This window comes from Eleftheria terrae, assembly GCF_030419005.1.
In the GTDB taxonomy this organism is placed as follows: Bacteria; Pseudomonadota; Gammaproteobacteria; order Burkholderiales; family Burkholderiaceae_C; genus Caldimonas; species Caldimonas terrae.
The window spans coordinates 161,369-186,451 of record NZ_CP106953.1 but is presented as its reverse complement, the minus strand read 5'-3'; the positions used below and the strand labels follow the sequence as shown (position 1 = coordinate 186,451).

Below are 25,083 nucleotides of genomic sequence, written 5' to 3'. Positions count from 1 at the left end.
GGAGACCCTGATGAACCACGCCAGCCCCCAAGACCAACTGCAGCAGCTCGGCCGACAGGTGCTGGGTACCGAGGCCTTCGGCCCCGGCGCCTCGATGGCCAGCCTCGGTGCCTGGACCTCGCTCAAGCATGTGCAGCTGCTCGGCCGACTGGCCGAGGCCTTCGACCTCGACATCGAGCTGGAGGAGGCCTACCGCCTCGACAGCTTCGAGCGGCTGCTGCAGTACATCGAGCAGCAGTCCGAGGCCCCCGCCCCGGCGGCGGCGGATGCCGGCGAGTCCACCATCGGTGCGCTGTTCGCCGCCCGCGCGCAGGCCCTGCCCGAGGCGCCCTTCCTGATCTTTCCCAAGGAAGACAGCCGCTACACCTACCGCGGCTTCCACCAGCTGGCCTCGGCCGCTGCCGCACGCCTGTCGTCGCACGGGCTGCGGCGCGGCGAGCGGCTGTGCGTGGTGATGCCCAACGGCCCCGAGTTCCTGGCGCACTACTTCGCGGCCCACCTGCTGGGCCTGGTGCTGGTGCCGATCAATCCGGCGCTGACGGCCGCCGAGCTGGCCTATATCGTGCGCGACAGCGGCGCCCGCCTGGCGCTGTTCGACCGCCAGCTGGCCGCGGCCCGCGAAGCGGCAGCCGGCCTGCTGGACGGGGTCCGGCTGCTGCTGGCCGACGCCACCTCCGGCCACGGCATCGAGGCGCTGCAGGCCGGCGGCGACACCGGGCTGCTGGCCCCCGCTGCCGGCATCGCGGCGGACGACCCGGCCGGCATCCTCTACACCTCGGGCACCACCGGCCATCCCAAGGGCGTGGTGCTGTCGCACCGCAACTTCCTGGCCGATGCCGCGGCGCTCGCCCAGTGGTTCGGCTTCGAGCCCGGTACGCGCACCATGTGCATCCTGCCGATGTTCCACAACAACGGCCAGGTCATCACCCTGCTCAGCCCGCTTCAGGTGGGTGGCAGCTCGGTGATCCTGGAAGGCAGGTCGGCGCTGATGTCGTTCTGGAAGATGATCGATCAGCACCAGGTGCACTGGACCAGCGTGATGCCGGCCTTCCTGTCCACCTTCCTCGAGTTCGGCCTCAAGCGCACCGACCAGTCGCTGCGCGGCATCGTCTGCGGCGGGCAGGTGCTGCTGGAGGAGATGCGCAACCGTTTCGAGGCCCGCTACCAGGTGCCGGTGTTCGAGGGCTACGGTCTCACCGAAACCACCTCCTTCTCGACCATGAACCGCCACCCCGCCGCGTTGCGGCGCAGTGGCTCCATCGGCGTGGCACTGCCCTGCAACGAGATGAAGGTGGTGGACGAGGACGGCCGCACGCTGCCGCCCGGCCAGACCGGCGAGATCCTGATCCGCGGCGGCAACGTGACCCGCGGCTACCACCACCTGCCCGAAGTCACCGAGCGGCGCCTGCAGGACGGCTGGCTGCACACCGGCGACCACGGCTGGCAGGACGCCGAGGGCCACTTCTACTTCGCCACCCGGCTGGACGACCTGATCATCAAGGGCGGCGAGAACATCTACCCCGCCGAGGTCGAGAACGCGCTGCACGGCTGTGCCGACGTGGTCGAGTGCGCCGCCTTCGGCATTGCCGATGCGCTGCTGGGCCAGGAGGTCTGCCTCTATGTCAAGCTCGTGCCCGGCTCGACGCTCGGCGAGGACGACATCCGCCGCTTGTGCGGCGAGCGCATCGCCCGCTACAAGTGCCCCGGGCCGGTGGTGCTGCTGCACACGCTGGATGACCTGCCCGAGCTGCCCAAGGGGCCCACCCGCAAGATCCTGCGGCGCGCGCTGCGCGAGCACTACGAGGCCTTGCTGCAGCGCCGGCAGCAGCCGGAGCCGGCCATCGCCTGAGCCCGGGGCCTTGCGCCCGTCCCCACGATCTCCACCATCACAAGGACTTCCCGCATGAGACTCGCATTGTTCGTCCACCTGATCTCGGTCGCGCTCTGGATTGGCTGCGTCATCGTCGAAGGCATCTACGAGCATTCCATCGACAAGAGCCCGGCCATGCGCAGCTTCATCTCCCGGCTGCACTGGAACACCGACAAGTTCGTCGAGATCCCGGCCTTCCTCGTGGTGCTGCTCAGCGGTGCCTACCTCCTGCAGGGCCGGACCCTCGGCGGTCTGCTGGCGGCCAAGGTGGCCTTCGGGGCGCTGGCCATCTTCCTCAACGCGGTGTGCGTCTGGCTGGTGATCCGCCGGCTGCGCCATGCGGAAGCGGGCGATTTCGCCGGCTGGGAGCGAGTGGACCATCTGCAGCACAAGCTCGGCGGCCTGGTGGCCCTGGCCATGCTCGCGGCGCTGGGCATCGGTGGCTACCTGTTCGTCGTCGGTGGGGCCTGAGATGCGGGCCATCGTGTTTCCCGGCCAGGGCTCGCAGGGCGTCGGCATGGGCGCGGGCCTGTTCGAGCGCCATGCGGCGCTGCTGGAGCAGGCCGACGAGGTGATGGGCCTGTCGATGCGCCGGCTCTGCCTCGAGGACCCCGACGGCTGGCTGGCGCAGACCCGCTATGCGCAGCCCGCCATTTTCCTGGTGAACGCGCTGCACTGGCTGTCGTGGGTCGAGGACCACGGCGGCGAGGTGGCCGCGTTTGCCGGCCACAGCCTGGGCGAGTACAACGCGCTGCTGGCCGCCGGTGCATTCGATTTCCGCAGCGGGATGCAAATCGTCAAGCGGCGTGGCGAGCTGTTCGCCCGCGCAGGCGGCGGCATGGCCGCGGTGGTGGGGCTGCCGGCCGCGCAGCTGCGGGCGCTGCTCGAGGCCGAGGGCCTGGGCGAGCTGGACCTGGCCAACCTCAACAGCCTGGAGCAAACGGTGCTTGCCGGCGAGCTGGCCGCGCTCGCCCGGGCGCGCGAGCGGCTGGAAGGCCGGCCCGGCATCACGGTGGTGCCGCTCAAGGTCAGCGGTGCCTTCCATTGCCGCCACATGCGGCCGCTGAAGGACGAGTTCGACGCCTTCCTGCAGGGCTTTGCGCTGGCCGACCCGGCGCGCATGGTGGTCTCCAACGTCACGGCGCGGCCCTACCAGCCGGGCCAGGTGGCCGAGCACCTGGTGGAGCAGCTCGACCACCCGGTGCGCTGGCGCGAGTCGGTGCGCTTCCTGCGCCGCCAGAGCGTGGATGACTGGCTGGAGCTGGGCCACGGCCGGGTGCTCACCCGGCTGCTGCAGGCCATCGAGCGCGAGGCCCAGGTGCCCGCGCTGCAGGCCGGCTGAGACCACGCGGCCCGCCACCGCCGGTGCCCGCCGGGGCGCTTCCTTCTCATCCGTACACAACCGAACCAAGAGGTATCCGTCATGCAAGCCGTCCAAGACGCGCTGGCCCGCTGCCGCAGCTTCGAGACCCCGGCGGCCCCCGCGCCGGCCCGCCATTTCGCCGAGGTGCTGCAGTTCCGCGCCGCCACCACGCCGCAGGAGTTCGCCTATGCGCTGCTCGGCTTCGGCCAGCGGCCCGACCTGGTGATGTCGTATGCCGACATGCACCGCCGCGCGCTCGCCATCGCCGCCCGGCTGCTGGCCCATGGCCGGGTGGGCGATCCGGTGCTGCTGGTCTTTCCGTCGGCGCACGGGTTCATCGAGGCCTTCTTCGGCTGCCTGTACGCCGGCCGGGTGGCGGTGCCGGCGCTGCCGCCGCGCATCGAGCGCGAGCGCCGGCGGCTGCTGGGCATCGTGGCCGACTGCCGGCCCGCCGCCGTGCTGTGCGGCAGCGCCGACCTGGCGCCGCTGTGCCAGGAGCTGATGGCCGCCGGACACGGCGGGCTGCCTTGCGTGGCCGTCGAGGAAATCCCGGACGACGGCAGCGAGCCGGCGCTGCCGCGCATCGACGCACAGGCCCTCGCCTTCCTGCAGTACACCTCGGGCTCCACCGCCGTGCCCAAGGGGGTCATGGTCGGGCACGACAACCTGCTGCACAACGAGGGCCTGCTGCGGCGCTACTTTGGCGCCGACCAGGAACGCTGGATGATGGTGTCCTGGCTGCCGCACTACCACGACATGGGCCTGATGGCCGGCATCCTGCTGCCGCTGTTCGCCGGCCGGCCCGGCGTGTTCTTCTCGCCGCAGGACTTCCTGCAGCAGCCCACCCGCTGGCTGCGCGCCCTGTCCACCTTCGGCGGCACCTGCAGCGGCGCAGCCAATTTCGGCTACGAGCTGTGCGTGCGACGTGCCCCGCGCATGAACGTGGCCGAGCTGGACCTGTCGGGCTGGCGCTATGCCTTCAACGGCGCGGAGCCGGTGCGCGAGGACACCATGCGCCGCTTCGCCGAGGTGTTCGCCCCGGCCGGCTTCCGTTACGAGCACTTTGCCCCCGGCTACGGGCTGGCCGAGGCCACGCTGCTGACGACGTCGAAGTTCCCGGGCGAAGCGCCGCGCGTGCGCGAGCTGGACGCCGCGGCACTGGCCGAAGGCCGTTTCCTGCCCGCCACCGGCGGTGGGCGCACGGTGGCGCTTGCCTCGGTCGGCCAGGTCGGGCCCAGCGGGCAGCAACTGCGCATCATCGACCCGGGCAGCGGCCAGGCCTTGCCACCATTGCAGGTGGGCGAGATCTGCCTGGCCGGCGGCAGCGTCTGCCGCGGCTACTTCGGCCAGGACGCGCTGTCCGAGGACATCTTCCATGCCTATCGCTCGCCCGAGCTGCCTGGCGGCCTCTTGCGCACCGGCGACCTCGGCTGCGTGGACCAGGACGGCCACCTGTTCATCACCGGCCGGCTGAAGGACGTCATCATCCACAACGGTGTCAACCACTATCCGCAGGACATCGAGGCCGCGGTGGAGGACGCCTGCGAGCAGGTGCGCCCGGGCCGGCTGGCCGCCTTTGCCGTCGAGCAGGCCTCAGGCAGCGAGGTGCTGCTGGTGTTCGAGGCGCTGCCCGGGCTGGACTTCGCCACGGTGGCGCCGGCCTTGATCGACCACGTCTGGAGCACCTGCCAGCTGAAGCTGGACGGCCTGCTGTGCGTGAAAAAGGGGCAGATCCCGCTCACCTCCAGCGGCAAGATCCAGCGCTCGGCCTGCCGCCGCCTGCTGCTGGGCGGCGAATTCTCGGTGCTGGCTTTGCACGGCAGCGAAGCGATGCAGGCCCGCTGGCGCCACCTGCTGCTGCCGGCCGCGGGCGACGGGGTCGAGGCGGCCGGCGTGCCGCTGGCCGCGATCTGACCCAGAATGTGCGGCGGCCGCGAGGGGCGGCCACAGGCGGCAGGGCCGGGGACCAGGACAAATGCAGGGATTGGCGCTCATCGCGGTGTGCTTGTTGATCGGCGCGGGCCTGGCCCGCAGCGAACGGCTGCCCGACAACTTCTGCGCCGTGCTCAACCTGTTTGCGGTGCGGGTGGCCTTGCCGGCGCTGGTGCTCAAGCACCTGCACGGCATGGTGTTCGATGCCAGCGTGTGGCTGCCGTTGCTGACACCCTGGCTGGTGTTCGCGCTGGCGGCGCTGGCGGCCCACCTGGCGGGGCGCTTCTGGGGGCTGCGGCGCGACACCGTGGGCTGCCTGACGCTGGTGTGCGGCACCGGCAACACCTCCATCGTCGGCATCCCGCTGGTGCAGGCCTTCGTCGGCGTACCGGCGGTCGGCTATGCAGTGGTGGTGGACCAGTCGAACTTCGTCGTGATGTGCACCCTCGGCATGATGGCCGCCAGCCTGTATGCCGGCGGCGCGCAGGACGGGCGGCGCATGTGGCGCCAGATGCTGGGTTACCGGCCGCTGCAGATGATGGTGCTGGCCCTGCTGCTGCGGCCGCTGGCCTTCCCGGCCTGGCTCGAGCAGACGCTGTCGGTGCTCGGCGGCACGCTCACGCCGATCGCCCTGGTGTCGGTCGGCGCCAGCCTGCGCAGGCCGAGCGACAGCGGCACGGTGCGCAACTTCCTGATTGGCGCCGGCATCAAGCTGCTGCTGGTGCCGGCTGTCGTGCTGCTGGTGTGGAGCCAGCTGCCGGGGCCGCGTGAGCTCGCCTTCACCACCTCGGTGCTGCAGGCCGCCATGCCGCCGATGATCATCGCCGGCCTGATTGCCACCGAGAAGCAGCTGGACCCGCCGCTGACGCAGATGCTGATCGGTATCGGCATTCCGCTGTCGTTCGTGACGACGGCCTTGTGGCTGGGGGTGCTGCAACTGGGATGAGGGGCCGACCTGGCCCGGTGGTCGAATACCGGGCGGCCTGTCTTCGTCTCCTGCCGAACGCGCCGCTTCCGGCTGCGATGGGCGGGCGATCGGCGGAGATCGCCCCGCCCTGCCGGGCCCGGCCGCCCCTTCGAGCCGGCGGTGGCAGCCACCGCGCACGCATCCACCGCATTCATGCCCCTGGTCCCTGGCGCTCGCAGTTGGCAGCGCAGGAGGCATTGCCTGCAGGCCAGGTGGGAGGCGGTAGCGTCGCGGCTTGCGTGTCGATATCGGCGACACGAATGTCCAGGTCCATCGACGCGGTGGCTGCGTCGGTGGCGGCCGCCACGGTGCATGCCGCGCTGCGGCGTTCGATGCAGCGCGGACGAGATGCGCTGCCGCGACTGCATGGAGCCGGGGATGCGAAGACCATGCCGTCCCGGGCGGCTGCGGTACCGAGGCGCGGGCGGCCCGTCGCGCCTGCGCGAAGCGGCGGCAAGGCCGGGGTCGACACGGCAGTCCAGCGCAGCGGCAGGCGGAGGCGGAGGCGCTGCCGTGCGGCCATCGGGATGCCAACGCAGTCGAGCGCGGCGCCCCGCGCCTGCCGGCGCTTGCCGGGGTATTGGATCGTTGCACATTCGCCGGTGCGTCGCCGTCCGCGCTCTAGCCTTGTTCAGGCGTGACTCATCAACCACCGCAGGAGGTCCTGAACATGGACAACACATCATTGCGCATCGGATCGGTGTTGATCGGCGCCGGCCTGGCCCTGGCGGCTTCCCCGACCTTGGCGCAGCAGATCATCACCTTCTCGTGCAACGGCGACCCGCACCTCATCTGCATCGACAGGCCGGAAGTGAAGCGGGCCCGCACCGAACTGCCCATCACCGTCTACAAGAACGATGCCGTGTTCATCCGCGCCGGAGGGTGCGTGCAAACCGGTGGACGAGGCAAGACCTGGAAGCGGTATGTCAACCCCACCGGCCCCAACTCGGCCCAGCTGTACCACGGCCAGATCCAGATCCCCGGTGCGGTGCAGACGCTGACCTTCCTCAACTACCTGGTCGGCGACGATGGCGGCTGGTCGCGCATGTTCAGTGTGGGCGCGGGGGATCCGAACTTCTTCCCCGGCAACATCGCCATTGGCTATACCGATGACGACTACGGCGACAACGGCTACTGGGGGCATGACGACGGCACCGAGGATCAATGCCGGGGTGTGGGCGACGCCTGGCTCCAGATCTACCTCTGCCGCAACGGCACCTGCTGACCGTGCGGCATGGCGTGCCGACAACGGGTCGGCATGCCCAGCAGCCCGGGCCTCGGTCCGCCCCTGGGGCCGCCGAGTGCGAGCCGGGCGACTACCCGCATGCCAAGGGAGGGCCCTGAAGCCGGACACCCGTGAAGCCCATGGGGCGCTTGCGGCAACACCAACGGCACAGCGGCGGACATCGGCCCGGTGCACCCACCGTCGCGGGGCGTTGCCTCCCCCGGCGCGGTGTGATCTTGGCGGCGAAGGCATGGACCGGTGCCGTTCAGCCCCGGCACATCGGAGCTGGCAGCGTCCTGCCTGCCGCCTGAGCGACCCATCGTTCCCGCTCCCCTGCCCGCCGCCCCGCCGCGAACCGGCCCGCCCGAGGTGCAGGCCGGGCCGCCAGATTATCAAGCCGCAGTGGCAGGTCTATCCAACGGCGTCGTGTTTATCTTCAAGCACTTCTAAATCAACATCGCCTTCTTCACGCAAGCGGCCGCAATGCCGGCACACCGAAACGCGACTTCCCTGCCCACCTCGCGGGCGAGGGGGCGAATCCGGATGCCGCGGGCCGGGCCGGTTCGCCGCCGGGCGCCGGCTGGCATCGATCCGCTTGACATCGAACGGCCCCTTTTGCACGCCACATACACCATGAAAGCCATTCAACTCACTGCCCCCTCCCTCTGCGCCTTCCGCCACACCGAGCTGCCCGAGCCGACAGCCGGCCGCGGTGAGGTGCTGGTGCGCCTGCGTGCGGCCGCCTTGAACTTCGTGGACGTGGCGATCGCCACCGGGCACTTTCCGGCCGCGAGCTTTCCGATGATTCCGGGCACCGACGGCGCGGGCGAAGTCGCGGCGCTGGGCGAAGGGGTCAACGGCCTGGCGGTGGGCGACCGCGTGATTCCGCACTTCATGCCGAACTGGCAAGGCGGCGCGATCACGCCCGGCGCGGTCGCCGCGATGCGTGGCATCAACTTGCCGGGCTCGCTGGCGGAATATGTGGTGGTCCCCGCGGCCAGCCTGGTGGCGCTGCCAGCCCACCTCGATTTCATCCAGGGCGCGACGCTGCCCATCGCCGCCACCACGGCCTGGAACGCAGTGCGTTCCGCTGCGGTGCGTCCCGGTTCGGTGGTGCTGCTGCTGGGGACAGGCGGCGTCAGCCTGTTTGCCTTGCAGTTCGCGAAGGCGTCCGGCGCCACGGTGATCCTGGCCTCCTCGTCCGATGACAAGCTCGAGCGTGCGCGGCTGCTGGGCGCCGATCATCTCATCAACTACCGAGCCACACCCGACTGGCACGAACAGGTCCTGTCGCTCACCGATGGACGAGGTGCCGACCTGGTGGTGGAAACAGTGGGGGGCGCGACGCTCGGCCGCTCCCTGCAGGCGGCCGCGGTGGGGGGCACCGTGTTCACGGTGGGCTTTGTCACCGGCACACTCGCTTCGGTCGACCTGATGCCCATCATCGTCAAGGCGCTGCGCGTGCTCGGCAACAATACCGGCTCGGTGGCCGACCTGGCGGAAGCCGCCCGCGCCATGGCGGCCCATCGCCTCGTGCCGGTGATCGACCGTGTGTTTGGCCTCGACGAGGTCGGCCTCGCGTATGCTGAACTCAACGGCGGCGGGCGGCATTTCGGCAAGTTGGCGATCCGCCTCTGAGCCCTGTCTGTCGCGCTGCCGTCGGGCTCGCACAGGCAAGCCAGCTGGCCGGCACCTTCCGGCCCCGGGCGTCACCGGGGCGGACCCCAGGCCGAGCCGCCGGGAGAATATAAAAAAAACGCCACCCACCGAGACCTGCCACCGATGTCATCCCTGATGGGCCACGCCGCGGCGGGCCTTGCCGTCTACCTGGCCCGCCACCGCTTGCAGGAGCAGCGCAGCTGGCCGGCCTTGCCCATCTACGTCGGGCTGGCCGTCTGCGCCGACTTCGACTACCTGGCACTCTGGCTGTTCGACGCACGCGTCGTGCCACGGCTCACGCACACCGCGGTATTCGCGGTGGTCGCGGCGGGCCTTGCGCGGCTGGGCACGGCGCACCGGCGCCGGCACGATGCCGGCTGGATGCCCTGGTCGGCCCTGCTGCTGGCCAGCGGCTCGCACGTGTGGCTCGATTTCTGGGTCGGTGCGCACCCGCTGCCCTTGCTCTGGCCGCTGTCCCGGCCCGATCTCACGGCACCCTTCGGCCTGCTGCCGAGTGCGGGTCGCCTGGCGCTGGGCAACATCTACCTGTGGCGCAACCTGCTGATCGAGCTCGGGGTGTTGCTGCCAGTGCTGGCCATGCTGGTGGCCTTGGCGCGCCGCACACCGCGTGACACCGTCGCTCGCTGGGCGCTGTGGGTGGTGCCGGGGTGGCTGGCCTTCCTCGGCGGGTCCCTGAGCCTGCAACGCTGAGGGACGACACGCCGGGCCCGAACGATACCGCCGCCGCCGTCGCGAGACAATCCGCACCGGGGATCTGCGTGCGGGGCTGCTAGGCCGCTGCCACCAAGAGGAGCGAGGGATGGCACACAAGGGATTGTTGGCGGTGGCCGGCGTGGGCCTGGGGGTGGCCCTGGGCGGTGCGGCCTTCATGTGGGGCATGCAGCGCGAGCAGGCTGCACAGGCGTTGGCGTCCGCCTGCGTCGGGTCGCCACTGCGCAGTGTGGAGGCCCGCAACCAGGCCCTGGAAGACGGCCATGTCATCAACCCGCGATACGACTGTGTCGACAAGCCGGCCTTCGAGGCCGAGCAGCGCCGGCAGGCGGATCGGCTCGCCAGCGCGCCGGCGGCCCCACCGCCGTCGCCGCCGGCCCGTTCGCTCCTGGAGGCCAGGCAGGGGTTCCGCACCCAGGTGTCCGAGCCCGGCAGCGGCGCTCTTCCTTTGCCGCATCCCCCGGCGCAGTGGTTCATTCGGACCGATTACGTCAGCACCGGTGGGCTGGTGTTGCCGGCATTCATCACGCCCGATCCGAAGGACGGCCGCCGACATCCGGCCATCCTGTGGCTGACGGGCGGCGAGACGCATTCGCTCGGCGACTTCTGGGTGGCGGGGCCGCCTTCGAATGACCAGTCGGCAAGCGCGTTTCGCGAGGCCGGCATCGTCGTGATGTTCCCCACCTTGCGGGGCGGTCACCAGAACCCGGGCCGCAAGGAGTATTTCCTCGGCGAGGTGGACGACGTGCTCGCCGCCGCCCAGCACCTGGCCCGCCAGCCCCATGTGGACCCCAACCGCATCTACCTGGGCGGGCACAGCACCGGCGGCACGCTGGCGCTGTTGGCGGCCGAGATGGGAGCGAAGTTCGAAGCGGTGTTCGCCTTCGGCCCGGTGGCCCAGGTGGACCGCTACCCGCCGCCACTGGTTCCGGCCGGGCTGCGGCAGCGGGGCGGGGAGGAAGTGCGCCTGCGTTCACCCCTGCACTGGCTGCACGGCATCGCGAGCCCGACCTACCTGATCGAGGGTCGGCGTGAGCCGGGCAACCTGAACGAGCTGGCGGCCCTGTGCCAGGAGGCCAGCCACCAGCCACTGTTGTTCTGTGTGCCGGTGGAGGGGGAGGACCACTTCAGCGTCCTGTCCCGGGTTGGCCGGGTCCTGGCTGCCCGCATCGCGGTCCCGGTGCCTGGTCAGCCCTTCTCCTTGCGGGCGGAGGAATTCGCAGCCGGGCGATGAGGCCCGGCACCCCGGCCCATCACCCGGGCAGTGACCGCCAGGCGCTGGCCGCCAAGCCGGCCAGCCCGCACCCCGCCAACAACGGCAGTACGCCCACGTGCCAGCGAAACAAGGCCAGGCCCGCTGCCACGGCGATGGCGGCGGCCATCAGGTCGGGCTCGTCCATGCGGCCTTGTGGCCACACGACGTGCCAGGCGAAGAACAGCGCCAGCTGCACGATGACCCCCACAACGGCCGCCGTGATCGCCGTCAACGGCGCGGTGAAGCGAGCCTGGCCATGGGTGGACTCCACCAGCGGCCCGCCGGCCAGGATGAAGATGAAGGACGGCAGGAAGGTGAAGAAGGTCACCACCGTGGCCGCCAGCGCGCCCGACAGGAAGCGGGCCTCCGGTCCCAGCACCTGCTGCAGCCAGCCGCCGACGAAGCCGACGAAGGCCACCACCATGATCAACGGGCCCGGCGTGGTTTCGCCAAGGGCGAGGCCGTCCATCATCTGCGGGCCGCTGAGCCACTGGTGTTGCTCGACTGCGCCCTGGTAGACGTAAGGCAGCACCGCATAGGCGCCGCCGAACGTCAGCCAGGCTGCCTTCGTGAAGAACCAGCCCATCTGGGCCAGCGTGCCGTGCCAGCCCTGCCAGGCCACCAGGGCCGCCATCACCGCAAGCCACAGTCCCAGGCCGGCGGCCAGCACCCGGGCCAACCGCAGGCGCGAGAAGCGGGCATGGGCGGGCGTCGGTGTGTGGTCATCGATCAAGGCCGGGCCGAAGCCTGCCTGGACGGCGCCCCCCGCGCCGCCCAGGGCGAACACCGAAGGAGCGCGGCGGCCTCCGACATGCCCGAGCAGGGCCGCCGCGAGCACGATCAAGGGGAACGGCAGCTCCAGCAGGACCATGGCGGCGAAAGCCGCGATCGCGATGCCCCAGAGCCAGCCGTTCCTCAGCACTCGCCCGCCGATGCGGTGGGCCGCGTGCAGTACCAGCGCTGTCACCGCCGGCTTGAGTCCATAGAAGATGCCGGCCACCACTGGGACCTGGCCGAAGGCGATGTAGACCCAGGACAAGCCGACCAGGATGAACAGCGAGGGCAGCACGAACAAGGCCCCGGCGAGCAGGCCGCCAGGCGTGCGGTGCAACAGCCAGCCGATGTAGGTCGCCAGCTGCTGTGCCTCGGGGCCGGGCAGCACCATGCAGTAGTTGAGCGCGTGCAGGAAGCGCTTTTCGCTGATCCAGCGACGCCGCTCCACCAGCTCGGTATGCATGATGGCGATCTGACCGGCCGGCCCGCCAAAGCTGATGAAGCCGAGTTTCAGCCAGAAACGCAGCGCCTGTGCCAGGCTCACGGGGGAAGGCGGTGCGGTGGGCGGTGGGGAGTCGAAAGGCATCGGAGAGGAGGTTCGTTGCCCGGCATCCGGGACGGGGATGTATCTGCCGCGTGCCGGGTTCAAGCTCGTGGCTCGTGGCTCGTGGCTCGTCGCTCGTCGCTCGTCGCTCGTCGCTCGTCGCTCGTCGCTCGTCGCTCGTCGCTCGTGGCCCGTGGCTCGTGGCTCGTGGCCCGTGGCCCGTGGCCCGTGGCCCGTGGCCCGTGGCCCGTGGCCCGTGGCCCGTGGCCCGTGGCCCGTGGCCCGTGGCCCGTGGCCCGTGGCCCGTGGCCCGTAGCCCGTAGCCCGTAGCCCGGTCCATGGTCTGTCGCAGGCAAGGCAGGCACGTCAGTGTGCCGCACGACAGACCGCACAGGACGGCAGTGGCGCGCTGCGGACGATACCTGCCGCCGCGCCCTGGCCGACGCCTCGCGCTCAGGAACGGCTGGGTGGCAGCCGCTGAATCGCCCGGTGCCATATCGCCAGGGACCGCCCCTGGTGTTTCCACGGCTCGGCGTTCCAGCCGAATCGACCGATCTGCCGCCGCTGCACGACCAAGCCGGTTGCTGGGCAGCCAGCAGCGCGCTTGTCAGCACACATCATTTCCATTATCGTTTGAATATTGAAGGACAGGAGCCGCTGAGTGCCATGACGTTGCCAGCGCAGTGGCTGGCTGAGCCGCTGCCCGGCTTGCTCGCGTGCCGTGCATGCGCGACATCGGGGCGACGGCCCCGCGTTGCGGGTGCCAAAGCGGCCGTGCCCATGCCTCTGAAGGAGCCGATGCCTCGCCGGCAAGGAGCGAGAGGCGGGTACTTGGTTGCCGCCCGGGCAGTGAGCGCCCTTCCTCGCCACTGGGCTGGCTGACGGCGCATTGCTAAGCGGGCCGTCCCGTTCAGGGTGCCGTGCGGGCATGTTGATTTCCCCCTCTGAAGGAGAGCTGACCATGAAGCGTTTTCACCTCCATGTCCATGTGGACGACCTCGGCCGCAGCGTCGATTTCTACTCCCGCTTGTTTGCCGCGAGCCCGACCCGTCTGGAGGCCGACTATGCCAAGTGGATGCTGGACGATCCGCGCGTCAACTTCGCCATTTCCACGCGGGGCGAGCGCCCGGGCATCGACCACCTGGGCATCCAGGCGGAAGACGCGGCGGAACTCGCCGAGCTCAAGGCCAGGGCCGAAGCGGCCGACCTGGCGTTGCATGACGTCGGCGCCGCGACGTGCTGCTACGCTCGCAGCGAGAAGCACTGGGTGACCGACCCGCAAGGGCTGGCCTGGGAGCACTTCCACACCCTGGGCGACGTGCCGTTGTTCAGCGAGCCCAGGCCGCCTGCCGCTGACGGTTTGCATGCCGCTTGCTGCGTGCCCAAGGCGGCAAGCGCCAGCGTCGACGGGAAGCCTGCGTCATCCTGCTGCTGAGGCGGGCGCATCGAAGTGGCTGCTGTTGCCGCTCGCAGCACGAAGGCACCAGCGCGGCCAACAGCAGCCCGATCGTCATTCCTTGAACCCACCCACCATGCCTGACACCACCGTCACGATCTACCACAACCCCGCCTGCGGCACCTCCCGCAACACCCTCGCCATGATCCGCAACAGCGGCATCGAGCCCCGGGTGGTCGAATACCTGAAGACGCCGCCTGGCCGGGACGAGCTGCGGACGCTGATTCGCGCTACCGGTTTGCCGGTGCGCGAGGTCTTGCGCCGCAAGGGCACACCCTATGAAGAGCTGGGCCTGGACGACCCGAAGTGGAGCGAGGACGAGTTGATCGAGCAGATCCTCGCGCATCCGATCCTGCTGAACCGACCCATTGTGGTCACGCCTCTGGGCACCCGGCTGTGCCGGCCGTCGGAAGCTGTGTTGGACATCCTGCCTTCACCTCAGCAAGGCGCTTTCACAAAGGAAGACGGCGAGCAGGTGATTGACGCGCAGGGCCGACGGATCGACAAGCGCGCTTGAGTTCACCGCCGCGTTCGCACCGAACGCGGCCGCTGTAGCACGCCACGACAGCCGCCGCGGCAGCAAGCGTGGCCTGCCCCGGAGCGCCCCCGCCGTCTCATGCTGTGCAGGCCGAAGCCCCCCACGTCGCAAGCCGGTAGCGCGGCCTGCCCACCCTTGACTTTCGCTTCCGTCGCGTGCTTCACACAGCACCGCCGTGAGGCCCTGCTGTTCTCATCTGAACATTCTGAACTAACGCCATTTCGTTAATTTCGACACCCACGTCCTCGAAGACAAGTGGCAGCGGCTGCCCTAAACTAGCGTAATGGCGTTAGTTCAGAATAGTGGAAGCGATCGCTTCACCCTTGATCTGTTCGGTGATGGTCAGCCCTCGTCGGCCGTGGTCGAGTTCTCACAGGCCTTCGAGGGCTGGTTGCAGGACCTGCGGCTGCGCCACACGCTGCGACGGCATTCGTCTGCCTCGGTCTATGCCGACATGTGGGGCGCCTTCGTCGCTTGGTGCCTGGGGCAGCAGCCGCGTGTCACGCTGGGCGAGCTGACCGTCGCGGACCTCGACCGTTTTGTCGCTTCTCGCACCGGCGCCGGCCAGGCGGGCGCACTGTCACCCGGCCATGTATGGCGGATGCTGCGCTTGATCGACCGGGTGCTGGCCCACCGGGCCCTGCTGGCAGGGACACAGCAGAACACCGCGGCAGCCGAATTGATCGCCTCCCGTCCCGAGGTGCGGCAGGCCAACCTGGCCGAGTCCCCACTGCCCGACTACCTCACGGCAGACGACGCCAGCCGCCTTGTCGTGTTTCTTTCCAGCCTGCGGCCCCGTGGCAGCGGCCCCACCGTCGTCCACAGCTGGCAGGAGCTGCGTAACGGCACATCGGTCGCACTGCAACTCGGCGCCGGGCTGACGCCCGGCGAAGTAAGGGCGCTGACGGTGGACGCACCGGTCGTCGCGGGCGGGCGTCAACCCGGCCTGCCTTGGAAGGTGGTGGTGCCGGGCGACGGCAACCGGCCCCCGCGCGAATCACCGGTCGCTCCCTGGGCCGGACAACTGCTGAAGCACTGGCTGGCGGTACGCGCCCAGGTCGGCTTCGCCGCCGATGCCGCCCCTGCCGTGGACGGCCATCGTCCCTGGCTGTTTCCCGGCACCCGCAAGGGCCGGCAATGGAGCAAGGTGGCCCAGTACGATGCGGCGAAACAGGTGCTGGAGCAGGCCGGCATCCAGTCCAGCGACGGCGGCTCCTTCCGGCTTCGCCACACTTTTGCGCTGCGGCAGCTGCGGCGCGGCAAGGGCGCCGCGGAAGTGGCACGCTGGATGGGCATTGCCGATCCCATGGAGATGGAGCGCTACCAGCGCATCCTCCTGCATCCCGAAGACGTGGCCTGAGGAGCGGCGCTGGGACGCCCGTGCGTCATGCTGGGCTCCCCGCCTGCATTGCCCCGCCCCGGACGGCCGGCGGCGGCGGCGAGAAGTGCCCGGCCCGCCTGGGCAGAATCACCGGCGCTGTCCTCCCCCTCCTCCGAGCCGCCGTGGCGGGGGCGCGGAAAGAACGGCGCTCCCCGCCATTCAACCGCGGCGTACCACCCCGCCCTGCCCTGCCCGCACCATGAGCAAGACTTCGCTGAAAGACCTGGCCCTCGGCCTCGCCGCACCGTGGCGATCCACCATCGTCGGCAAGGCCGGCGGCGCAACCCTCAAGGTGCTGCGCATGGACGATGCGGCCTATTCGGAAGAAGTGCACGACTTCGACGAGGCACTGCTGGTCATCGACGGGCAGCTGCGGCTCGACATCGAGGGACGTTGCGTCGAGGTGGAGGCTGGCGAGCTCTACATCGTGCCCGCCGGGCAGCCGCATGCGGTGGCTCCCGGCAGCCGGGGCACACTCGTGATCATCGACCGCTGCTGAGCGGGCCCTGCCCGGAGCGGCTCAAGCCGCTGCAGGGCCCTGGCGCAGGCGCTCCAACAGCGCGAGCCAGACGTCGAAGGACAGCAGGGCGGTCAGGTGCATCGAGTGGAAGACCTGGCCCTCGACATCCACGATGCGGGTGCGTTCCTTCCAGCTGTGGGTGGTGATCTCGCCAATGCGCTGGATCGGCAAGGCCTTGCCACCGATCCTCAGCTCCGACCGCGTCAGCTCGATCTCGTAGGTGGGGTGCTGCATGTCGCGCGAGGCGAAGAAGCTCTTGGACAGCGCCACCTCGTCCGGCAGGCAGCGGAACTTCACCGTCTCGCCAGCCATCAGCGCCTGGTAGAGCCGCTCGCCCCGCTGCTCCGCATGCGCGGTGCGGAGCTGCCGCGTCAACTCGGCCAGCCGGCTGATGCGCCCACCGGCGAAGGTCCACGACCCCTGCGACGAGGCCCGCCAGCCGATGCCGCCGGCGTAGAAGGTGTAGACATCCTCGATGTCACGATAGAGGTCGCACCGCTCGCCACCGGGGCCCACGGTGCGCACGCCTTGCTCATGCAGGTAGAAGGTCGGCTGCGAGCGCGTCACCAGCCACGCGCCGAGCGCCGTCGCGACGCCAAGCGCCAGGCCGCCGATGCCCACCTGGTACAGCAAGGAGATGTCGCCGCTGAAACGCACATTCGAGCCTTCGCCCGGAATGAGCAGCAGCACCAGCACCCCGGCGCCGGCGAAGAGCGCCGCCAGGCACCACCACGCGAAAAGGAAGGAGCGGCTCTTGCCGTATTTGCCCGTGAGCGGACCGAGTTGACCCATGGAATGACCCCCTGTTTGCATTTTGTCGATGTATCGCGCCGGGCGGGTCCATGCACCATGGTCGCTCGCTCCGGGCTGGCGCCATTCTAGACAAGCCCCGTGTCGCGGCCGCCGCTTCAGGCCGGATCCGGGCCGGTGGGTCCCCGCTCAGGCGGGCCTTCGGCAAAGGGCGCTGGCGGCCCGCCGTCCCTGCCGGCCAGCACCACCCGGCTGCGTCCCTCGCGCTTGGCGCGGTAGAGGGCCTGGTCGGCGCGCTGCAGCAGGGGTTGCGCCTCGGTGGCGTCTTCCGGGCAGCTCGCCACGCCGAATGACGCGCTCACCAGCCCGAGCTGCCCGCCGTCCAGCCACACCTCCATGCTGCGAACCGCCTCCAACAAGGCGTGGGCGCGCTGAGCGGCGTCTTCCTTCTTGCAGTCCGGCAGCAGCAGCACGAACTCTTCCCCGCCGTACCGGCAGGCCACGTCGCTGCCCCTCACCATGCCCTTGAGCCGCTGCGCCAGCGCGCGCAGCACCGCGTCGCCGGCATCGTGGCCATGCCGGTCGTTCACCTGTTTGAAGTGGTCCACATCCAGCACGATGACCGACAGCGGCTGCTGCCGCCGTGCGGCCCGCGAGAACTCGCGCTTCAAGGTCTCGTCGAGGTAGCGGCGGTTGTACAGCCCGGTCAGGGGGTCGATGATGGATTGCTGCCGCAACGCTTCCCGCAGCCCCAGGTTGGACAGGCTGAGCGACACCTGTTCGGCGACCGTCATGGCCAAGGCCGTTTCGCTGACCTCGAACCGGTGCCCGGGCTGCGCGCCCACCAGCGACAACAGGCCCAGCACCTCGCCCTGGGCAATCAGCGGGATGCACAGCATGGTTTCCTCGGCCTCGCCGTCGCGGCTGCGATGATGCAGGCAAGGCAGCGAGCCGGGATCGTCGTTGCGGTGCGGCTGGCCGCGCCGCAGGGCCCAGCAATCATGCGGCTCCAGCGTCGGCGGCGCTTCAACGCAGTCGCCCCAGGTGGCCTGCCGCTCGAGGCGGTCGCGCGAATTCCTGAAGGCATACAGCCGGCCGCAGGATCTCGGCAACAGCCTGGCGCCGTACAGGCCGATCATCTCGAACATCTCCTCGCGTGAGACCGGTGCGTCCAGTGCGCGCGTCATCTGCCCCACCAGCGAGATCTCCGCATTGCGGCGCTGCAACTCCGCCAGGCCATCGCTCAGCTGTTCCTGCGAGGCCCGCAAGGCCTCGTTGGCGAGCCGGCGGTCGCGCAGCGCCCGCGACAGCATCACCATCAGGAACAGGAGCAAGGCCGCGTCCAGCAGCGCCACCACCAACACCGCGTAGGCGTTGACGTCGCTGCTGTGCTGCAGCTCGGCGAGCAGCACCCTGCGGCGCTCGGCCTCGCGCCCCGCCAGCTGGCCCAGCAGGGCGCGAATCTGGTCCATCGACTGCTTGCCGCGGCCGGCCGCGATCACTGGCTGCACCGCGTCGAAGCCACTGCGGCGGCGCAAGGCAATCGCATCGGCCATCAGCCGCAGCTTCAGGTCGATCCACTGCCCCAGCGCCTTGTTCTCGGGCGAAGCGCCCAGCTCGCGGGCGAGCGCGGGCCGCGCCTGCTGCAGGCGCACCAGGCCGCGATGGTAAGGCTCGAGGAAGTCCTCGTTGCCGGTGATCAGGAAGCCGCGCTGGCCGGTCTCGGCATCCTGCATCATCGACAAGACCCCGACGAACAGCTCCTCGCGCTCGTGCGATCGCTCGAGCAACCGTTCGCCTTCACGCGCCACGCGGGCGGTGTGAAAGGGCACGGCGGACGTCATGACCACCACGGCAGCCGCCGTCAGGAAACCCAGCTTGAGCCGCTTCTCCAACTCCATCGACACCTGTCTCCCGGTCTGGACCGACACCCGCCTTGCAAAGCGGGCCGGCCCGATTGCCGCCCAGGCAGGTCCAGCAAGCACTGCTCCCGTAGGCGTCCACCGAGGCTCGGCCGGTTCCCCACGGAGAGGCTCTGGGGTGGGGCGCCCCTGGCGCCGACATCGGTCCGGAAACCGCCATAAAGCTGCCCGCTATACGCACAAGCTTGATTTACAAGGGAAAAAACACCGCCCTCCCCCGCTTGTATCATCGCCCGCCCAAAGACCCGCCGCGGCAGCCGCACACTCACGACATCCAGACGCCGGCACCCGCGGCGCCCATGTGGCGGCGAGCCAGCGCCGCCCACACAGAGGAGACAGACCGATGACCGCCGCCACTGACGCCCCCTTGGCCGGCCTAGCCGCCGGCGCCGCGCCCGGCGCGCCGGGAGCCGTCACCCAGCTGCTGCACAGCTGGGCCAGCGGAGACGGCGCTGCACTGGAGCGCCTGCTGCCGCTCGTCTACGATGAACTGCGCCGCATGGCGCGCCGCCACTTGCGGCACGAGCGGGGCGAACACACGCTGGGCGGTACCGGCCTCGTGCACGAGGCCTACCTGCGCCTGGCCCACGCCGGCCCGACGCAATGGCAGTCGCGGGCGGAGTTCTTCGGATGGGCCTCGACCCTGATGCGCCGCATCCTGGTCGACCATGCGCGGGCCCGGCAGGCCGCCAAGCGCGGCGGTGGCACGCCGCTCTACAGCCTCGAAGCCCTGCAGGACGAGGCTACCGCCACCCCGGCCGCCCTGCGCCTGAGCGCCGCCTATAGCAGCGATGACATCCTGGACCTGCTCGCGCTGGACGACGCACTGCAGCGGCTGGAGGCACTCGATGCCCAGCAGGGCCGGGTGGTGGAGCTGCGCTTCTTCGGCGGCCTGAGCGTGCTGGAAACCGCCGAGGCGCTCGGCATCTCACCGGCCACCGTGAAGCGCGAATGGGCCACCGCCCGGCCGTGGCTGCTGCGCGAGCTGGGCCGGCCGCCGGCATCCGGCAAGGCATGACGGACAGGCCAGCCGCCAGCGCCTGGATCGGCCGCCAGCTGGGCGCCTGGCGCATCGACGCACTGATCGCCGAAGGCGGCATGGGTGTCGTCTACCGAGCCGAGCGGGCCGACGGCCACTACCGGCAGCGCGTCGCCCTCAAGCTGCTGCGCGAGGGGGTCGACCCTGCCCGGGGCGTGGAACGCTTCAGGGCCGAGCGACACATCCTGGCCAGCCTCGACCATCCCCACCTGGCCAAGCTGCTGGACGGCGGCGTCAGCCCCGAGGGCCGGCCCTACCTGGTGATGGAGCTGGTGGAGGGCGAGGCGATCGACCGCTACTGCGACCGCCTGGAATTGCCGCTGCGCCAGCGGCTGGCCCTGTTCCGCACGGTCTGCGAGGTGGTGCACTACGCGCATCGAAAAGAGGTGCTCCACCGCGACCTGAAGGCGACCAACATCCTGGTGACGCACGACGGCATCGTGAAGCTGGTGGACTTCGGCATCGCGGTGCGACTGGCACCGGCCCACGCCGGGACCGCTGTAGCAGACACCGCCACGGCCCAGGCACTGATGACGCCGGAATACGCCAGCCCCGAGCAGCTGCGCGGCGAGCCGCTGACGCCGGCCAGCGACATCTACTCGCTGGGGGTGGTGCTGTTCCGGCTGCTCACCGGCGCCAGCCCGTATCCGGTGGCTGCCGACCAGCCCTACGCGCTGGCGCAGGCCATCTGCGAAGGCCGGCCGCGCCGGCCCAGCGAAGCGGTTGCCGACCGGCCGCGGCAACGCCAGCTGCGCGGCGACCTGGATGCCGTGGTCGGCAAGGCCCTGCGCAAGGAAGCACAGGGCCGCTACGCCTCGGCCGAGGCCCTGGCGGACGACCTGTTCCGCCATCTCGAGGGCTTGCCGGTGCAGGCCCGCCGCGGTGCATGGAGCTACCGGGCGGGCCGCTTCGCGCTGCGCCACCGCCGCGCAGTGGCGGCCGGGCTGCTGGCCAACCTGGCGTTGCTGACCGCGATTGCGCTGGCCGGCTACCAGGTCTACCAGGCCAACCGCGAGCGAGCGCGGGCAGAGCGATATTTCGCGACGGTGCGGCGGCTCGCCGATGTGTTCATCTCGGACATCGATGGCGCCATCAGTCCCCTGCCGGGCTCGACGCCGGCCCGCAAGCTGGTGGTGGAGCAGGCCCTGGGCTACCTGCAGCAGCTCGGCGTCGCTCCGGGCGGCGACCTGTTGCTGCGGGTGGAACTGGCGTCCGGCTACCGCAAGGTCGGTGACATCCAGGGCCGGCCCAACGCCATCAGCCTGGCCGACCCGGGTGGCGCGATGGCCAGCTACCGTCGCGCCGAGGCCTTGTTGCGCGAACTGCCCGGGATCGAGGACCTGCAGGCGCCCGAGCTGCGGGCAGCGCGCCAGGAACTGGCCCAGGTGCTGCTGAGCCGGGGCACGCTGCACATCCTGCTGTCCGAGAACGACCAGGCCGACGTGGCCCTGACCAGCGCGGAGCGCCTGGCCGCCGGGCTGGCCGGCGAGGCGGCGGCGGACGACGTGTCCGCCTCGCTGCTGCTGGGGCAGGTGTACGCCCAGCAATGCCGCAACCGGCTCTACCGCGCCGACCATGCCGGCTACGCCAGGATCGCGCCTCTCGCCACCCGGCTGCTCGAAGGCGTGGCCAGTCGCCGCCCCAACGACCGCGAGGCGGCCGTGGCGCTCGCCTGGCACTACACGGTGCAGGGCGAGTACCTGATGGCGCAGACCGACCGGCTGGCGGCACACGGCCGCGAGGCACTGGCGGTGTTTCGCCATGCACTGACGGTGTCCGAACGGCTGCGCCGCCAGCACCCCGGCAACACCGCCCTGCAGCGGATGGCCGGCCTGGCACGCAACCGGGTCGCCTGGGCGCTGCTGCGCATCGGCGAGGCCCGGGCTGCAGCGGCCGAGTACCGCGAGGCGCTGGCCCGGTTCACGGAACTGTCGGCGCAAGCGCCGCGGGAGGTGCAGTTCCGCTCCGACATGGCGCGCGCCGGCAGCGACCTGGCGCGGGCACTGGTGCAGGCCGGCGAGACCGACACCGCGATCCAGGCGGGCCAGGCGGCGCTGGCGATCTTCGACGCGCTGCCCGCCGGCGCCACGGCCGAAAACTCCTCGCGCTTTCGCCGCGGCGCCGGCTACTACTGGACCGGCCAGGCACTGGCCGCACGGGCGGCCCGGCGCGATGCGGCGCCGGCCGCGGCCCGGCAGGACCTGCAGGCCGCTTGTCGGCACTGGCGCCAGGGGCTGCCCATCCTGCAGGCCATCCATGAGCAGTTCGGGCTGGGCGACCATCCCGATGACCTGCACCCCGACCGGCTGCGCGCCGCCCTGCAGCGCTGCCCGCCCCCCGCCGACCCAGGCGCCGCCGGCGCGGCACAGGAGTGAGGCCGCCGATGGATTCGCAACGCTGGCAACAGATCAAAAGCCTGCTGGCCGACTGCCTGGCCCTGCCGCCTGAAGACCAGGCGCCGGCCGCCCGGCGCCTGAGCAGCGGCGATGCCGAACTGCAGGAGGAACTGCTGTCGCTGCTGGCCGCCGAAGCCGAAGGCGGCCATGCCATCGACACCATGCCGGCGGCCCTGGCGCTCGATGCGCTGGCCGGCCTGGGCAGCCTCCGCTGGACCGGGCGCCGGCTCGGGCCCTATCGGATCGTGGCGCCACTCGGCCAGGGTGGCATGGGCCAGGTCTACCGGGCCGAACGGGTGGACGGCCAATACGAGCAGGCGGTGGCCGTCAAGGTGATGCGGCCGGACCTGCCGCCGCAGGCCTTGCTGGAGCGCTTTCGCGCCGAGCGACAGATCCTGGCCGGGCTGGACCATCCCAACCTCGCCAAGCTGCTGGACGGCGGCGTGAGCGACGACGGCCTGCCGTATTTCGTGATGGAGCTGGTCGAAGGCGAGCCGCTGCTTGCCTATTGCGAGCGGCTGGAGCTGGACATCGAGGCCCGCTTGCGACTCTTCCGCACCATCTGCAAGGTGGTGCACCACGCCCACCAGCGCGGGGTGGTGCACCGCGACCTGAAACCCGACAACCTGTTGGTCACCGGCGCCGGCCAGGTCAAGCTGGTGGACTTCGGCATCGCCAAGCAGCTGGCCACTGCCCCGGGCCCGGCCGCCCCGCGCACCGCCACCGTGCTGCGTGCGCTGACCCCGGAGTACGCCAGCCCGGAGCAGTTGCGCGGTGAACCGGTGACACCGGCCAGCGATGTGTACTCGCTGGGCGTCGTGCTCTATCGATTGCTGGTGTCGGCCAGCCCCTATGGCAGCGCGACTCGCGACCCCTACGCGCTGTCGCAGGCGATTTGCGAGAGCGAGCCGGTGCCGCCCAGCCGGGCCCTGCCCGCCACCGGGCCCCAGGCACGACAGCGGCGCCGCCGCCTCAGCGGCGACCTCGACGCGGTGGTGTTGATGGCGCTGCGCAAGCAGCCGGCCCACCGCTACGCGTCGGCCGAGGCGCTGGCCGACGACTTGTTCCGCCACCTGGAGGGCCTGCCGGTACAAGCGCGCCGCGGCGCCTGGAGCTACCGTGCCGGGCGTTTCGCACTGCGCCATCGCGCCATGCTGGGCGCCGCCGTGCTGGCCAACCTGGCCCTGGCGGCCGGTGCCGTCGTGGCCAGCTACGCCGCCTACGAGGCGCGGCAGCAGCAGCAGCGAGCGGAACGCCATTTCGCCAGCGTGCGGCAACTGGCGCGGGCACTGGTGCGCGAGGTGCATCCGGCCATTGCGCCGCTGCCGGGGTCCGGGCCGGCTCGACGCCTGATCGTGGAGCAGGCGCTCAACTACCTGGGCCAGTTGCAGGCCGAGGCGTCGGACGACCCGACCCTGCAGCTTGAGCTGGCCGCCGGCTACCGCCGTGTCGGCGACCTGCAGGCCGCCGAGCCGCCAGCCTCGCTGCCCGAGCTGCAGGCCGCCCTGGCCAGCTACCGCCGGGGCCTGGCGCTGCTGGCCCCGCTGGTGGACGGGCCCGTGGCGACGCAGGCGCCCGCCCGCCGTGAACAGGCTGCATTGGAGCAACGCCAGGCAGCACTGCTGGCGCGGCTTGCAGGCAGTGCTTCGCCGCTGCCCGACCTGGCAGCGAGCCCGGCGCCCGCGCCTCCCTGACCGTGCCGGCGCGGGCCGGGTGACTGCCGCCTCCGAGGGGCGGCGCAGCCGCGGCCCTTGGATGATTGGTATCGAAGTGCAACTCCGTGAGCCCTGGCCCGCCCCGTTCCCGCTTTACAGGTATCGAGGGGGGAAGCAACAGGAGTTTCGATGGACATCACCCGCTGGCTCGACACCACAGTGCGGGAACGGCCGGACACCCCGGCACCCGCCTCCCTGATCAACCGGCCGCCGCCGACGCTGCCGGTGCTGTTGCACGAAGAAGCACCGGGCAACCGCCTGCCGCCGGGCAGCGTGCCGCACCAGCCCTCGCTGCTGGGGGCCCTGCTCGGGGCGGCCTCTGCGGCGGAACGGCAGCGCATCGTGAGGGCGCAGCTGCGGCTGCTGGGCTTTGAACGGCTGGGCTACGGGCGCCTGATGCAACTGGGCGACTCGCTGACGCCACTGTCGTTTTGCCTGACATATGCAGACCGGCGCTGGGCCGAGCGCTATTTCGCCCAGGCCTACCACGAGATCGACCCGCGCCTGCCACCGGCCCTGCGCTCCAGCCTCCCGGTGGCATGGAGCCTGGACGCGCTCACCGCGCAGGTGAGCGCCGGGCGGCACGGCGTGCGGCAGCGGCGATTCTTCGCCGACCTGGCCGCCACCGGCATGCGCAGCGGCGTGGTGTTTGCACTGCCGGCCACGGCGGGCGGACAGCGCGAGCTGCTGAGCCTGCTGTCGCGCGCGCCGGACACGCGCTGGATGGGCGACGCGCTGATCGGCGAGGTGCTGACCCTCTCGCTGTGCCTGCACGAGGTGTACAGCCGGGAGCAGAGCCGGCCAGCCGCGCCCGAGCAGCCGCCGGCGCCCACGGCGCTGTCTGCGGTGCACCGCCATATCCTGAACTGCATTTCACAGGGCCTGGGCGACAAGGAGATCGCCGCCCGCCTGGGCTGCACCCTGCACAACGTTGACTACCACCTGCGCCAGCTGCGCCGCCGCTTCGGTGTGCGCAACCGGGTGCAGCTGATGCACGCCGCGCAGGAGTTGATGCAGGGCTGAGGCCGCCGGGCCGGCGGCCGGT

General features: G+C 70.7%; 20 protein-coding genes. 17 read left to right on the top strand and 3 right to left on the bottom strand.

Annotation, left to right across the window (positions count from 1 at the left end; translation table 11 throughout):
• The first annotated feature begins 10 nt into the window (after nt 1-10).
• From N7L95_RS27720 to N7L95_RS27680, 9 genes are all read left to right on the top strand, one after another.
• Nucleotides 11-1,849 carry an AMP-binding protein gene (locus N7L95_RS27720; protein ID WP_301260866.1) on the top strand — a complete coding sequence of 613 codons (1,839 nt, stop codon included), beginning with the start codon at nt 11-13 and terminating at the stop codon, nt 1,847-1,849.
• A gap of 54 nt (nt 1,850-1,903) precedes the next feature.
• Nucleotides 1,904-2,341 carry a hypothetical protein gene (locus N7L95_RS27715; RefSeq protein ID WP_301260865.1) on the top strand — a complete coding sequence of 146 codons (438 nt, stop codon included), beginning with the start codon at nt 1,904-1,906 and terminating at the stop codon, nt 2,339-2,341.
• Nucleotide 2,342: 1 nt separating this feature from the next.
• Nucleotides 2,343-3,212 carry an ACP S-malonyltransferase gene (gene fabD, locus N7L95_RS27710; RefSeq protein WP_301260864.1) on the top strand — a complete coding sequence of 290 codons (870 nt, stop codon included), beginning with the start codon at nt 2,343-2,345 and terminating at the stop codon, nt 3,210-3,212.
• Between the two features lie 81 nt (nt 3,213-3,293).
• Nucleotides 3,294-5,147: a fatty acyl-AMP ligase gene (locus tag N7L95_RS27705; RefSeq protein ID WP_301260863.1), complete on the top strand. Its 1,854-nt coding sequence runs from the start codon at nt 3,294-3,296 to the stop codon at nt 5,145-5,147.
• A 61-nt stretch (nt 5,148-5,208) separates the two neighbouring features.
• Nucleotides 5,209-6,111, top strand: coding sequence for an AEC family transporter (locus N7L95_RS27700; RefSeq protein WP_301260862.1), 903 nt, complete (start codon nt 5,209-5,211; stop codon nt 6,109-6,111).
• 691 nt (nt 6,112-6,802) lie between these two features.
• On the top strand, nt 6,803-7,357 hold the full coding sequence (locus N7L95_RS27695) for a hypothetical protein (RefSeq protein ID WP_301260861.1): 555 nt from the start codon (nt 6,803-6,805) through the stop codon (nt 7,355-7,357).
• A gap of 633 nt (nt 7,358-7,990) precedes the next feature.
• Nucleotides 7,991-8,995, top strand: a complete 1,005-nt coding sequence (locus N7L95_RS27690; protein ID WP_301261184.1) for a zinc-dependent alcohol dehydrogenase family protein — start codon at nt 7,991-7,993, stop codon at nt 8,993-8,995.
• A 144-nt stretch (nt 8,996-9,139) separates the two neighbouring features.
• A complete protein-coding gene (locus N7L95_RS27685; RefSeq protein ID WP_301260860.1) occupies nt 9,140-9,727 on the top strand; it encodes a metal-dependent hydrolase in 588 nt (195 codons plus the stop codon).
• A 109-nt stretch (nt 9,728-9,836) separates the two neighbouring features.
• Nucleotides 9,837-10,982 (top strand): alpha/beta hydrolase family protein, encoded by a 1,146-nt coding sequence (locus N7L95_RS27680; RefSeq protein ID WP_301260859.1) that lies wholly within the window; start codon nt 9,837-9,839, stop codon nt 10,980-10,982.
• 19 nt (nt 10,983-11,001) lie between these two features.
• On the opposite strand, the gene chrA is transcribed toward N7L95_RS27680, so the two are convergent.
• Complete coding sequence (gene chrA / locus N7L95_RS27675) at nt 11,002-12,363, bottom strand: chromate efflux transporter (RefSeq protein ID WP_301260858.1); 1,362 nt, start codon at nt 12,361-12,363, stop codon at nt 11,002-11,004.
• A gap of 919 nt (nt 12,364-13,282) precedes the next feature.
• Here chrA and N7L95_RS27670 point away from each other — a divergent pair.
• The 4 genes from N7L95_RS27670 to N7L95_RS27655 all read left to right on the top strand — a co-directional run bounded on the left by N7L95_RS27670 (nt 13,283) and on the right by N7L95_RS27655 (nt 16,195).
• Nucleotides 13,283-13,756, top strand: a complete 474-nt coding sequence (locus N7L95_RS27670; RefSeq protein ID WP_301260857.1) for an ArsI/CadI family heavy metal resistance metalloenzyme — start codon at nt 13,283-13,285, stop codon at nt 13,754-13,756.
• 97 nt (nt 13,757-13,853) lie between these two features.
• Nucleotides 13,854-14,294, top strand: coding sequence for an arsenate reductase (glutaredoxin) (gene arsC / locus N7L95_RS27665; RefSeq protein ID WP_301260856.1), 441 nt, complete (start codon nt 13,854-13,856; stop codon nt 14,292-14,294).
• A gap of 379 nt (nt 14,295-14,673) precedes the next feature.
• Nucleotides 14,674-15,675, top strand: a complete 1,002-nt coding sequence (locus N7L95_RS27660; RefSeq protein WP_301260855.1) for a tyrosine-type recombinase/integrase — start codon at nt 14,674-14,676, stop codon at nt 15,673-15,675.
• A gap of 220 nt (nt 15,676-15,895) precedes the next feature.
• Complete coding sequence (locus N7L95_RS27655) at nt 15,896-16,195, top strand: cupin domain-containing protein (RefSeq protein WP_301260854.1); 300 nt, start codon at nt 15,896-15,898, stop codon at nt 16,193-16,195.
• Nucleotides 16,196-16,216: 21 nt separating this feature from the next.
• Here the strand turns inward: N7L95_RS27655 and N7L95_RS27650 are convergent, their stop codons facing one another.
• Entirely contained in the window at nt 16,217-17,008 is a 792-nt protein-coding gene (locus N7L95_RS27650; RefSeq protein WP_301260853.1) for a hypothetical protein, read from the bottom strand.
• 116 nt (nt 17,009-17,124) lie between these two features.
• Nucleotides 17,125-18,867 carry a diguanylate cyclase gene (locus N7L95_RS27645; RefSeq protein ID WP_301260852.1) on the bottom strand — a complete coding sequence of 581 codons (1,743 nt, stop codon included), beginning with the start codon at nt 18,865-18,867 and terminating at the stop codon, nt 17,125-17,127.
• A gap of 364 nt (nt 18,868-19,231) precedes the next feature.
• On the opposite strand from N7L95_RS27645, the gene N7L95_RS27640 reads away from it, so the two are divergent.
• The 4 genes from N7L95_RS27640 to N7L95_RS27625 all read left to right on the top strand — a co-directional run bounded on the left by N7L95_RS27640 (nt 19,232) and on the right by N7L95_RS27625 (nt 25,061).
• On the top strand, nt 19,232-19,906 hold the full coding sequence (locus N7L95_RS27640; RefSeq protein WP_301260851.1) for an ECF-type sigma factor: 675 nt from the start codon (nt 19,232-19,234) through the stop codon (nt 19,904-19,906).
• Entirely contained in the window at nt 19,903-22,302 is a 2,400-nt protein-coding gene (locus tag N7L95_RS27635; protein WP_301260850.1) for a serine/threonine-protein kinase, read from the top strand. The genes N7L95_RS27640 and N7L95_RS27635 overlap by 4 nt, the downstream gene beginning before the upstream one ends.
• 8 nt (nt 22,303-22,310) lie before the next feature.
• Nucleotides 22,311-24,017 (top strand): serine/threonine-protein kinase, encoded by a 1,707-nt coding sequence (locus N7L95_RS27630; protein WP_301260849.1) that lies wholly within the window; start codon nt 22,311-22,313, stop codon nt 24,015-24,017.
• A 150-nt stretch (nt 24,018-24,167) separates the two neighbouring features.
• Nucleotides 24,168-25,061 (top strand): LuxR family transcriptional regulator, encoded by an 894-nt coding sequence (locus N7L95_RS27625; protein WP_301260848.1) that lies wholly within the window; start codon nt 24,168-24,170, stop codon nt 25,059-25,061.
• Nucleotides 25,062-25,083 lie beyond the last annotated feature (22 nt).